The sequence below is a fragment of the Flavobacterium sp. AC105 genome, assembly GCF_979258495.1.
Genome location: NZ_OZ409860.1, coordinates 5,255,928 through 5,268,489 on the forward strand (window position 1 = coordinate 5,255,928; position 12,562 = coordinate 5,268,489).

General features: G+C 34.3%; 9 protein-coding genes. 5 read left to right on the forward strand and 4 right to left on the reverse strand.

Features of this window, described 5'->3' with window-relative positions; translation table 11 throughout:
- Positions 1–77 precede the first annotated feature (77 nt).
- The 3 genes from ACZ0AH_RS21765 to ACZ0AH_RS21775 all read right to left on the reverse strand — a co-directional run bounded on the left by ACZ0AH_RS21765 (position 78) and on the right by ACZ0AH_RS21775 (position 4,156).
- The gene (locus ACZ0AH_RS21765) at positions 78–1,067 is read right to left on the reverse strand and encodes an aspartate-semialdehyde dehydrogenase (RefSeq protein ID WP_463477831.1); all 990 of its coding nucleotides are present in this window, start codon (positions 1,065–1,067) and stop codon (positions 78–80) included.
- A 173-nt stretch (positions 1,068–1,240) separates the two neighbouring features.
- Positions 1,241–1,621 (reverse strand): large conductance mechanosensitive channel protein MscL, encoded by a 381-nt coding sequence (mscL, locus tag ACZ0AH_RS21770; protein ID WP_463477832.1) that lies wholly within the window; start codon positions 1,619–1,621, stop codon positions 1,241–1,243.
- A gap of 66 nt (positions 1,622–1,687) precedes the next feature.
- Complete coding sequence (locus tag ACZ0AH_RS21775) at positions 1,688–4,156, reverse strand: bifunctional UDP-N-acetylmuramoyl-tripeptide:D-alanyl-D-alanine ligase/alanine racemase (RefSeq protein WP_463477833.1); 2,469 nt, start codon at positions 4,154–4,156, stop codon at positions 1,688–1,690.
- Positions 4,157–4,542: 386 nt separating this feature from the next.
- Between ACZ0AH_RS21775 and ACZ0AH_RS21780 the strand changes: the two genes are divergently transcribed.
- Positions 4,543–5,148, forward strand: coding sequence for a hypothetical protein (locus tag ACZ0AH_RS21780; RefSeq protein WP_463477834.1), 606 nt, complete (start codon positions 4,543–4,545; stop codon positions 5,146–5,148).
- On the opposite strand, the gene ACZ0AH_RS21785 is transcribed toward ACZ0AH_RS21780, so the two are convergent.
- Positions 5,143–5,880: a porin family protein gene (locus ACZ0AH_RS21785; protein WP_463477835.1), complete on the reverse strand. Its 738-nt coding sequence runs from the start codon at positions 5,878–5,880 to the stop codon at positions 5,143–5,145. The genes ACZ0AH_RS21780 and ACZ0AH_RS21785 overlap by 6 nt on opposite strands.
- Before the next feature lie 191 nt (positions 5,881–6,071).
- Here ACZ0AH_RS21785 and ACZ0AH_RS21790 point away from each other — a divergent pair, with 191 nt between their 5' ends.
- The 4 genes from ACZ0AH_RS21790 (at position 6,072) to ACZ0AH_RS21805 (ending at position 12,404) form a co-directional block, all read left to right on the forward strand.
- Positions 6,072–6,425, forward strand: coding sequence for a hypothetical protein (locus ACZ0AH_RS21790; RefSeq protein ID WP_463477836.1), 354 nt, complete (start codon positions 6,072–6,074; stop codon positions 6,423–6,425).
- Positions 6,426–6,582: 157 nt separating this feature from the next.
- Entirely contained in the window at positions 6,583–8,790 is a 2,208-nt protein-coding gene (locus ACZ0AH_RS21795) for a TonB-dependent receptor (protein ID WP_463477837.1), read from the forward strand.
- Between the two features lie 244 nt (positions 8,791–9,034).
- The gene (locus ACZ0AH_RS21800) at positions 9,035–11,143 is read left to right on the forward strand and encodes a prolyl oligopeptidase family serine peptidase (protein ID WP_463477838.1); all 2,109 of its coding nucleotides are present in this window, start codon (positions 9,035–9,037) and stop codon (positions 11,141–11,143) included.
- Between the two features lie 262 nt (positions 11,144–11,405).
- Positions 11,406–12,404 carry a Gfo/Idh/MocA family protein gene (locus tag ACZ0AH_RS21805; RefSeq protein WP_463477839.1) on the forward strand — a complete coding sequence of 333 codons (999 nt, stop codon included), beginning with the start codon at positions 11,406–11,408 and terminating at the stop codon, positions 12,402–12,404.
- The last annotated feature ends 158 nt before the right edge of the window (positions 12,405–12,562 follow it).

Genomic DNA, 12,562 nt, shown 5'->3' on the forward strand with positions numbered 1-12,562 from the left:
AAAAACCACAAAAAAACCGTAATTGCATTGCTGCAATTACGGTCTTTTCTTTATAACAATTTTCTTTAATCTCTAAACTATACCAAACCTGCCTGAATTAAATATTCAGCGATTTGAATTGTGTTTGTCGCAGCACCTTTTCTCAGGTTATCAGCAACGATCCACATGTTTAATGTATTGGGCTGGCTTTCGTCACGACGGATTCTTCCAACAAAAACATCATTTTTACCTTCGGCATATAATGGCATTGGGTATGTAAAAGTATCTAAATTATCCTGAACCACTACTCCATCAGTATGGTGTAGAATTTCGCGAACTTCATTTACATCAAAATCATTTGTAAACTCAACATTTACCGCTTCGCTATGTCCGCCAACAACAGGCACACGAACAGCAGTAGCCGTAACTCTGATGGTATTATCACCAAGGATTTTTTGAGTTTCGCGAACTAATTTCATTTCTTCTTTCGTGTATCCGTTTTCTTCAAAACTATCGCAGTGTGGAATCGCATTTCTATGAATTGGATATTTATACGCCATTTCGCCCTGAATTCCAGCGTACTCGTTTTCTAATTGTCTCACCGCTTTTACACCAGTTCCGGTAATCGATTGGTAAGTAGAAACGATGATTCTTTTAATATTGTATTTTTTATGCAATGGCGCCAAAGTCAAAACCATTTGAATAGTCGAGCAATTTGGGTTTGCAATAATTTTATCTTCTTTCGTTAAAGTATTCGCATTGATTTCCGGAACGATTAACTTTTTTGTAGGATCCATTCTCCATGCCGATGAATTATCAATAACTGTTGTTCCGGCTGCAGCAAATTTTGGCGCCCATTCTAATGAAGTATCTCCACCTGCTGAAAAAACAGCAATATCAGCTTTCATATCAACCGCCGTTTGCAATCCTACAACTTTATATTTTTGACCTTTATATTCAATTTCTTTTCCAACTGATTTTTCAGATGCAACAGGAATCAATTCTGTAACAGGGAAATTTCTTTCCGCCAGAACTTTTAGCATTACTTCGCCAACCATACCAGTGGCACCTACAACGGCTATTCTCATTTTTATATTTTTATAGTATGAATTAATCTAAATTGTACTGCAAAAGTATACAATATAAAAGTCAAAACAAGACGCTTCACAAAAAATAACAAAATGTTATAAATCAAACAAAATAAAAAAACCGCCCCAATTAAGGAACGGTTAAGTTAGAATTAGTGTAGCGGTATAGTGTATTATTGTTTATTTTTTAATAGATCTCTAATTTGCGTCAATAGTTCTTCTTGAGTTGGTCCGGCTGGCGGAGCAACAACTTCCTCTTTCTTTTTAGAATGGTTAATTGCCTTGATAATAAGGAACAATACAAAAGCAACAATTATAAAGTTAATTACTGCAGACAGAAACAAACCATATTTTACACCTCCAAAAGCCGTTAGCTCTTCAATTGTAGATAAATGTGCGGCGTCTAAAGCCGGTTTTAATAACAACGGCGTAATTACATTCTCAATAAATGAGCTTACAATTTTCCCAAACGCAGCTCCAATGATAACCCCCACAGCAAGATCAACCACATTGCCTTTCACTGCAAATTCCTTAAATTCAGAAAAAAATCCCATACTTTGTTTTGTTTAAATTTATATCAATATCGAAATTACATAATTTTCTTTAAATATTGTCTGAAATTACCTAAAAAACACCCGTTTTACACGCTGCGAGATACTGGTCATGATTTCGTACGGAATCGTTTTTAAGGCTTCTGCCATTTCCATAACGGTTGGGCTTTCGCCGAAAATAATAACCGAATCCCCTTCTTTGCAATCAATATGACTTACATCGACCATTAACATATCCATACAAACGCTGCCAACAATTGAAGCTTTTTGATTTTTAATAACCACATAACCAACCTGATTCCCCCATAATCTCGAAATTCCGTCCGCATAACCAATTGGAATTGTCGCAATTTTAGTTTCTTTTTCTGCCATAAAACGACGGCCGTAACCAACGCTGTCGCCTCTTGGAATTATACGAACCTGAGAAATAATGGATTTTAATGTTCCTACGTTTTCTAAATATTTTTGTTCGGCTGGATCATTCGAAACTCCGTATAAACCAATTCCCAAACGTACCATATTATATTGTGCCGAAGGAAAATTGCTAATTCCGGAAGTATTCAGAATATGACGAATTGGATTTATATTTAATTCAGTCATAAATCTTGAAGACAATTTTTCGAATAAATTAATCTGCGAAATCACAAAATCATAATGATTCAGATCATCGCTTGTTGCCAAATGCGACAAAACGCTTTTGACTTTTACTGTCGAATTTCCTTTTAAAGTCTGAATTAATTCATCCAGCGTATTTTCTTCAAAACCCAAACGATGCATTCCCGTATCGAGTTTTATATGAATTGGGAAATCTTTCAAATTCTTTTCTCTCGCAATTTTCAAAAAGGCATTTAATCCTTTTATACTATAAATTTCAGGCTCTAATTTATACTGAATAATCGACGGAAAACTGGTCGATTCAGGATTCAAAACCATAATTGGCAATTTTATTCCGCCGTTTTTAAGCGAGATTCCTTCATCGGCGAAAGCCACACCAAGATAATCTGCTTTATGATGCTCGAGTAATTTTGCTATTTCCAAACCTCCGTTTCCATAACCAAAAGCTTTCACCATCACCATGATTTTTACATCATCGGCCAGTTTTGATTTGTAGTAATTTAAATTATGACTAATAGAATCGAGGTTGATTTCAAGAACGGTTTCATGCGTTTTTTCTTCGAGCAGCGAAACAATTTGTTCGAACTGAAATGATCTTGCACCTTTTATTAAAATCGTTTCATTATTAAAATTCAAACATTCGATTTGAGCAATAAATTCGGCAGTATTTTGAAAAGTAATACAATTCGAAAATTTAGCCGAAAAAGAAGAAATCGTAGCACCAATTCCTATAACCCGATTTATTTTATTGTCTGAAATAAGCTGTGCAACTTTGGTATATAATTCTTCATTTGAAAATCCGCTCTGGAAAATATCCGATAAAATGATGGTTTTTGAAGCATTTTTCTTCTGACTTTCTAAGAAATCCAATGCAATTTTAAGCGACTGAAAATCGGAACTGTAACTATCATCGATAATGCTGCAATTGTTGATTCCGTTTTTAACCTCTAATCGCATTTGTACCGGATACAGCATTTGCATTCGGTTTTGAATCGCATCAGAATCGTATTTAAAATAAAGCAAAACCAACAAACACGAAATAGCATTTTTTATAGAAGCCGAATCGCTAAACGGAATTTCCAGATTAAAAGTTTTGTCTTTATATTGATATTGAATAAGGGTTGAATCGCTTTTATTTTCTTTTTTCAGAATAAAAACATCGGCAGAATGATCGGTAAAACTCCATGAAAAAATTTCCCTTTCACTTAAATAATACTCCTTCAAAAATCGATCTAAACACAAATCAACAATTTCATTTTTTTGATAAATGATGACTTTTGAATTTCTGAAAAGCAATAATTTCTCGTTGATTTTTTGTTCCAGATTTAGAAAACCTTCATCGTGCGCAGAACCAATATTGGTTAAAACGCCAATATTAGGTTTAATAATTTTTTCGAGATTGATCATTTCGTTAACCGTCGAAATTCCGGCCTCGAAAATGCCTAAATTATGTTTCTCATTAATGGCAACCACAGACAACGGAACTCCAACCTGCGAGTTATAACTTTTAGGGCTTCTGATGATATTATAATCCGGGCTCAGTAAAAAGTTAAGCCATTCTTTTACAATCGTTTTTCCGTTACTTCCGGTCAGGCCGATGACAGGTAAATCGAAAAGATCACGATAATAACCTGCAAATTCCTGAAGAGCATCCAACGTATTTTTTACAACTAAAAAATTCGCTTTTCCCAAATAATTATCCGGAATATATTGCACGACAAAATTCTGAACACCTTTTTCTATCAGTTCCGGAATATACAAATGAGCATCGTTATTAACGCCTGATAAGGCAAAAAACAGAGTTTGAGATCCGTTTTGCAGCGAGCGGCTGTCAATCGAAATATGATCAACAAAAATAGCAGTGTCTGAACCAATCCATTCGGCATTAAGAACCGAAATAAGGCTTTTTAAGTTTATGCTCATTTAGAAAGTTTCTTTTGTCAAATTTAAAAAAAGGTTTGCCACGAATTACACCAATTTTCATGAATTATTTTTGATTTACGACAGATGAAAAAGATTCTGACAGATTCATAAAAAAGGTTTGCAACAAATTTCACGAATTAGCATGAATTATTTTTTCACGCAGATTTAAAAGATTTAAGCAGATTCACACAGATTCTTATATATTAAATCTGTAAAAATCTTTGTGAAACAAAACTCAAGCAGATTTTAAAAATAAAAATTCGTGATAATTCGTGAAATTGGCGGTAAAACAAACAAGTTTTCGCTCCATTAAAATTTGTGAAAATTTGTGTAATTTGTGGCAAAAAACATTATTATATTTGTTCAATACCACAATATAAAGCATTTTGAAAAAAATACTCCCGCTATTTTCCTATATATTACATCCGATTTTTATCTCGATGTATGCCACTTTGTTTTATCTGTTTTGCAAAAATGACATTTTTACGAATCAGGAAAAATATTATGTTTTATTTCAAATCCTAATTATTACTATTCTTGTTCCAATATTGTTTTTTTTATTATTGAAATCAACAGGACATGTAAAATCAGTAATGGTTCCTGAAACTTCGCAACGCTTAATTCCTCTTGTTTTGCAATGTTTTTTGTATATTTTATTGGTAAAACGAAGCATCGTTATCACGCGTTATCCTGAACTGCATTTCTTTTTTCTCGGCGCTTTGTTCAGTACAATTTTGGCTTTGGTTTGTTCGCTTTTTAAAATAAAAGCAAGCTTGCACATGATGGCCATTAGCGGATTATCGATTTTTGTTATTGGATTATCGATTCATCTTCAAATGCAAAACCCGTATTGGGCTGCTTTTTTAATTTTAATGACTGGCGTTGTAGCTTCATCACGATTAGAAATGGAAGCGCACTCGCCTAACGAATTGCTAATTGGGACGTTTATCGGAATCTTACCGCAGTTATTATTTTTGTATTTGTGGTTATAAAATGTAGAATATCAATCCTGCATTCAGCGTTTGCACAGCGATATTTTGTCCGGAAGTGGTTTTTAAATCTTTTTTAAACAATGTATTTAAGCCATAATTAACATACACATTCCAGGTATTATAACCCGCAGCCAGATAAACGCCGTATTGAAATTTATTAATATCCGGGTTATTGTTGACTACATAAGTTTCTTCCCCATTGTCTAATACGGATTTATTTGAGATCACATAACTGAATTTTATTCCGGTATAAATCCTCCAGAATTTATAGCTTTCATAAGTCGAATTTCTCCATCGAAACTCTATTGGAAGATCGACCAAATATTGACGGTATTTATTTGATGTAATATCATTATAATCACTTACTGCATACGCCCGTGTTCCGTCCGGGACTTTAGAAATCGTCAGATTCTGAAAATAATTCTGATAACTCAATCCCAAACCGGCTGCAATTGCAATAGTTCTTTTTTTATTGATGGGCATATCACGCAGAAATCCGGCAGAAAGTCCGGCAGAAAATTTATTTTGCTTAAGCCCTTGCGGAATCTGGGTCAAAAGATTATAGGTAACCGAAAGATAAAACTGATCTTCACGGTACAAAGAATCGATTTTTACGATTGGTGCAATTTTTGGCTTTGTCTCTTCTTGCGAAAAAACATTGAAAAACGATACTAAAAACAAACAACTAAAAAGAAATCGCATATCGTATTTTGGTTTTAAAGAGTTTTTCAAGTAAACGTTTTTTAGGGTAGATTTATTTCACTTACAAATATAATATAATGCTAGTTCAGGAGACGATTAGAAACTAATTATTCTCTTTTTCGCCACAAATAAAACCATTCGTTGAACTTTTTTCAATAAAATAGCAATAGATTCTAAAAAACAGCGCATTTTTTCATTGCTCTTTTATACCTTTGTCTTGCATGAAAAAAAAGCAGCTCATATTAAGTGTTTCTTTCGCACTGACAATATTGTTCTCGATATTGTTTCAGTCGATACACAGTTATGAGCATATTGTAAAGCAGCTTTCAGAAAAACAATGTCATCACGATTATAGTGATCCAAGCGGCGAAATAACGCATCAGCATCATAATTATGATTTGTGTTATGTATGTCATTTTGCTTTTGGAAGTTATATTGTTCCTGAAAATTTTTCATTTCAGTTTCGTACTTTTCATAAAGAAATCCCTTATTTCTTTACCCTTCCTGAAAAAATATATTCGGTTTCAGAAAGTGCTTATTTATTACGCGGTCCCCCACAAACTATAGTTTCTTAAATTTCGAAATATTCGAAATAAAATCAAATTCTTTTTACAATCTAATTCAAAAGTTAGTTATTTCCCCTATTCCGAAACTTTCAGGATTGGCAATTTTACTATTCTTTTTAGTTTTTATTTAAAAGAAAAAATCAATTAACTATAGCATCATTTTCAAATGAAAAAAATAATATTAGCCCTTATTTTAGGGTTTTCGGGCCTGCTTTCGGCTCAAAATTCTATTTCAGGAACCGTAACAAATCTTGAAAACAAACCTATGCCGGGTGTTTCTGTTTATGCAGCAGAATTACACAAAGGAACTACAACTGATGAAAACGGAAAATACGAATTTAAAAACCTGCCAAACGGAAGTTTGCGACTGGCTTTTACTTTTGTTGGATATACCACTCAAAATAAAACGATTAATAAATTATTAAAAGAAAACTCACTTGATGTAACACTGACAGAATCTATTTTTGAAATGGATGAAGTGGTAGTTTCAACACCTTTTAACAAATTGCAATCGCAAAACGTAATGAAAGTTGAGCATGAAAGCATCAAAACTTTACAGCAAAAAGGAACTTCGACTTTGATTGAAGGTTTGGCTACGATTCCAGGAGTTTCGCAAATTTCTACCGGAACTTCTATCGGGAAACCGGTAATTCGCGGACTGAGCGGAAATCGCGTTTTGGTTTATTCACAAGGCGTTCGTATCGAAAATCAACAATTTGGAGACGAACATGGTTTAGGTTTAAACGATGCGGGAATCGAAAGTGTCGAAGTTATAAAAGGACCGGCTTCGTTATTATATGGTTCTGATGCTCTTGGTGGAGTTTTGTATTTTAATCCTGAAAAATTTGCTGATGCGAATACGTTTAAGGCAAATTTCAGTCAAAAATATTTTACGAATACGCAAGGAAGCAATTCTTCTATTGGATTAAAAACCTCTACAGATAACTGGAAATTTCTGGCTCGCGGAAGTTTCAACACGCATTCTGATTATAAAATTGCTGATGGTGAACGCGTAACGAATACACGTTATAACGAAACCGATTTTAAAACCGGAGTTGGATACAGCAATTCTAGTTTTTCTAGTGTTTTGAGATACAATTACAATAAACTCGATCTTGGAATGCCGGATAACGGAATTGGAGAACAATCAACAAGCAAAAACACAGAATTTCCAAGACAAGGAATCTTCAATCATTTATTGAGTTTAAACAACGTGGTTTTCTTCGAAAATTCAAAATTAGATCTTGATTTGGGTTATATCTCAAATGACAGAAGCGAATTTGAAGACAGCAACAACGCTTCTCTTCATATGAAACTGAAGACTTTTAATTACAATGCAAAATATCATTTTCCGAAATTTGGAAAAATCGAAACTATTTTAGGCGTTCAGGGAATGCATCAAACGAACGCGAATTCTGGAGAAGAATATTTAATTCCGGATGCAACGACTAATGATATTGGTGCTTTTGGAACTGCAAATTACGAATGGGGAAGTAATGTGTTGCAAGCCGGATTACGTTTTGACAACCGCAACATTACCTCACAAGCGCACGGAACGGAAGACGAAGAAGGTTACTTTTTACCTCTTGACCGATCTTTTGACAGTTTCAATGCTTCTCTTGGCTATAAAACAAAATTGGCTGAACCTTTAACGCTTCGACTGAATGTTGCTTCTGGATTTAGAGCACCAAATTTAGCCGAATTGACTTCTAACGGAGTGCACGAAGGAACAAACCGATATGAAATTGGAAATGCTGCCTTAAAAACAGAACAAAACGTTCAGACTGATTTGAATCTTGAATTCAAAAGCACGCATTTCGAGTTCTTTATCAACGGATTTTACAATCATGTAAACAATTATATTTACACTTCGCCAACCGGAGAAACCCGCGATGATAATGACGTTTTTGCTTATATCCAGAATAATGCAAATTTATACGGAGGAGAAGTTGGTTTGCACTTTCACCCGCATCCGCTTGATTGGCTGCATTTTGAAACCAGTTTTGAAACCGTTACCGGTAAAAAACAAAACGGTGATTATTTGCCTTTGATTCCTGCAAACAATTGGAATAATACTTTAAGAACGGAGTTTAAAATTAAAAACTGGTTCGAAGAAGGATATGCTTCTTTAAACGTTTCTTCGACTTTTAATCAAAATAATGTAAGTGGTTTTGAAACGGCTTCAAACGGATATACGTTAGTAAATCTAGGCTTTGGCGGAACCGTTAAACTAGGTAAACATGCTTTTGATGTGAACCTGAACGGAAACAATTTATTCGATAAAAAATACATTGCACACCTTTCAAGATTAAAAACAGACGGTATCCCGAATATTGGCAGAAATATCGTTTTGGGAGTTAACTTCAATATCTAAACTTTTTAAATTAAACCATGTAAGCCTGATATCAGTTTATTTTGTTTTTGGTTAAACTTGTATCTCTTACGTGGTTTATTTAATTAAAAAGCTTTAATTCTTTATTAAACCATATAAGTTATAAGTAAATATTAGCCAGATGCTAAATTAAATGAACTTATATAACTTATATGGTTTAGTTTTTTACCACTTTTCTTTTCACAACAAAAAACGCTATTTTTGTTACAACTGTTAAACTTAAACTATGAAAAAAACATTTTTAATAATGGCTATTACAACTGCAGGAATTTCATTTGGTCAAAACAAAATTCAATATCCCGAAACTAAAAAAGGCGAAACTATAGATACTTATTTTGATACCAAAGTAAATGATCCGTATCGCTGGCTTGAAGATGATAAATCTACTGAAACAGCTGCGTGGGTAAAAGCTGAAAATGAAGTAACATATAGTTATTTGGATAAAATTCCGTTTCGTGAAGAATTAAAAAAACGAATGGAAACACTTTGGAACTACGAAAAAATTGGAGCTCCATCTATTGAAGGAAAATTTACATATTATTCAAAAAATAACGGTTTACAAAACCAATCTGTGATTTACAGAAAAGGGCAAGACGGGAAAGAAGAAGTTTTTCTTGATCCGAACAAATTTTCTAAAGACGGAACTTCATCACTTGGCGGATTGGATTTTTCGAAAGATGGTTCTAAAGCTGCCTATTCAATTTCTGAAGGCGGAAGCGATTGGAGAAAAGTAATTATTATAGATGCTTTGTCTAAAAAAGTTTTAGAAGATACTTTGGTAGATGTAAAATTTAGCGGAATTTCCTGGCGAGATAATGACGGTTTTTATTATTCTAGTTATGAAAAACCAAAAGGAAGCGAATTGTCTGCGAAAACTGATGAGCATAAATTGTATTTTCATAAGTTGGGAACTGCTCAAAAAGACGATCAGGTTATTTTTGGGGCAGATAAAAAACGCAGATATGTTGGTGGTTATGTTACCGAAGACAATCATTATTTGGTAATTAGTGCGGCTAATTCAACTTATGGAAATGAATTGTATATTAAAGATTTAACAGTTGCAAACAGTCCAATTATTACTATTGTAGACAATTTTAATACTAACAATTCGATTATTGAAAATGAAGGAACTAAACTATTTATAGAAACAGATTTAAATGCGCCAAACGGTCGTGTAGTTACTGTTGATTTTAGCAATCCGAAACCGGAAAACTGGAAGGATTTTATTGCTGAAACCAAGGATATTTTATCGCCTTCGACTGGTGCCGGTTTCTTTTTTGCCAATTATACTAAAGATGCTGTTTCGTTTGTACAGCAATACGATTATAACGGAAAGTTAGTTCGCGAAATCAAACTTCCTGCGGTAGGAACTGCGGGCGGATTTGGAGGAAAAAAACACGATAAAACATTGTATTATAGTTTTACAAATTATACAACTCCGGGATCGATATTTTCGTTTGAACCAAAATCAGGTAAATCAGAAGTATATCAAAAACCTAAAGTTGATTTTAAAAGCGAAGATTACGAATCTAAACAAGTTTTTTATACTTCTAAAGACGGAACAAAAATCCCGATGATTATCACGTATAAAAAAGGATTAAAATTAAACGGGAAAAACCCAACGATTCTTTACGGTTACGGTGGATTCAACATTAGTTTAACGCCTGCTTTTAGTATTTCGAATGCGGTTTGGATGGAAAACGGCGGCGTTTATGCTGTTGCCAATTTAAGAGGCGGCGGTGAATATGGTAAAAAATGGCACGACGCAGGAACGAAACTGCAAAAGCAAAATGTATTTGACGATTTTATTGCTGCAGGCGAATATTTAATTGCTCAAAAATATACTTCATCTGATTTCTTAGCGATTCGCGGAGGTTCTAACGGTGGTTTATTGGTTGGTGCAACAATGACGCAACGTCCTGATTTAATGAAAGTAGCGTTGCCGGCAGTTGGTGTTATGGATATGTTGCGTTATCATACTTTTACAGCCGGTGCCGGTTGGGCTTATGATTACGGAACTGCGCAGGACAGTAAAGAAATGTTTGATTATCTTAAAGGATATTCGCCAGTTCAAAACGTAAAAGCTGGTGTTCATTATCCTGCAACTATGGTTACAACGGGAGATCACGATGACCGTGTTGTTCCTGCACATAGTTTTAAATTTGCTGCTGAATTACAGGAAAAACAAACGGGGGATAATCCGGTTTTGATTCGTATTGATGTAAAAGCGGGTCACGGAGCAGGAAAATCTGTTGCGGCTACGATTCAGGAGAATGTAGATATTCAGGCGTTCACACTTTATAATATGGGATTTAAAGCTTTGCCTAAAAAGTAAACTTTAGTCTATAGTTTTTTAATAGCCACGAATTCACGAATTATTTTTGTGAGTTTGTGGCTTTTGCTTTTTGCCACGAATTGCACAAATTTTCACTAATTATTTTTTTAAGTCTGCTTAATTGTTTCATGCAGATTCTGCAGATTAACCAGATTCTATGTGGAAAAAATCTGCTTAATCTGCAAAATCTGTGTGAAAAAATAATTCGTGAATTCGTGGCTAACTTTTTTCTCTTAAATTTGAGAAACTAAAATACCAAAAAATGAAAATTGTAAAATGGGGAATTATAGGCTGTGGTAATGTAACCGAAGTTAAAAGTGGTCCGGCTTTTCAGAAAACACCTAACTCAGCTTTAGTTGCAGTTATGAGAAGAGATGCGGCTCTTGCCGAAGATTATGCCAAACGCCACAATGTTCCTAAATGGTATTCGAACGCTGTTGATTTAATCAATGATCCGGAAGTTGATGCTGTTTATATTGCTACTCCTCCATCCTCTCATAAAGAATACACTATTTTATGTGCGAAAGCGGGAAAACCGGTTTATGTAGAAAAACCAATGGCTTTAAATTTCGAAGAATGCAACGAAATGATAAGTACCTGCAAAGAACATAATGTTCCCCTATTTGTGGCGTATTACAGAAGAAGTTTGCCTAGATTCTTAAAAATAAAAGAACTAATCGATCAGAATAAAATAGGAAAAGTGAGGCATGTAAATTGTGTTTTGTATCATCCTTTTGAAGCAAGATATGACGATGATATCAATCTTCCGTGGACGGTTTTACCACACATTTCCGGCGGTGGAATTTTTGTTGATTTGGCTTGTCATACTTTAGATTTTCTTGATTTTGTTTTGGGTCCGATTAAATCTGTTCGCGGTCATGCGAGTTCACAGCTTCTTGCTTATCCTGCGGAAGATTCGGTTTCGATGTCATTTTTATTCGAAAACGGAATTCATGGATCCGGTTTATGGAATTTTGCCAGTTTTGAGCGCTATGATAATACCGATATTGTAGGTGATAAAGGAAAAATCTCTTTTTCAACTTTCGGAAATGATCCAATACATGTTCAATATACAAATGGTGAAAAAGAAAGTATTACTATCGAAAATCCGCTTCATATTCAGCAGCCTTTTATTGAAACTGTTGTTGAAGAGCTTTTAGGCAAAGAAGGATTTTCGCCTTCAAAAGGAAATTCTGCTGCCAGAACAACCTGGGTTATTGATGAAGTTTTGAAGGAGTTTAGGAATTCTAAAATAAATTAAGGTTTTGAATTTCGAGACGGATTATCACATAATCTTGTCATTTCGACCGAAGGGAGAAATCGCACTCGTTGATCGACAAAGATTGACTTTCTTTGTCGAGTTTCTTGTGTGTCCTTCGACTTTTCGCTCAGGATGACAATATTGCGCAAAAAAAAGAG

What these genes read in the sequence shown, in the direction of transcription:
- ACZ0AH_RS21765 (WP_463477831.1), bottom strand. Translation starts at nt 1,067, where the DNA reads ATGAGAATAGCCGTTGTAGGTGCCACTGGTATGGTTGGCGAAGTAATG.
- ACZ0AH_RS21790 (WP_463477836.1), top strand. Translation starts at nt 6,072, where the DNA reads ATGAAAAAAAAGCAGCTCATATTAAGTGTTTCTTTCGCACTGACAATA.
- ACZ0AH_RS21795 (WP_463477837.1), top strand. Translation starts at nt 6,583, where the DNA reads ATGAAAAAAATAATATTAGCCCTTATTTTAGGGTTTTCGGGCCTGCTT.
- mscL (WP_463477832.1), bottom strand. Translation starts at nt 1,621, where the DNA reads ATGGGATTTTTTTCTGAATTTAAGGAATTTGCAGTGAAAGGCAATGTG.
- ACZ0AH_RS21805 (WP_463477839.1), top strand. Translation starts at nt 11,406, where the DNA reads ATGAAAATTGTAAAATGGGGAATTATAGGCTGTGGTAATGTAACCGAA.
- ACZ0AH_RS21775 (WP_463477833.1), bottom strand. Translation starts at nt 4,156, where the DNA reads ATGAGCATAAACTTAAAAAGCCTTATTTCGGTTCTTAATGCCGAATGG.
- ACZ0AH_RS21800 (WP_463477838.1), top strand. Translation starts at nt 9,035, where the DNA reads ATGAAAAAAACATTTTTAATAATGGCTATTACAACTGCAGGAATTTCA.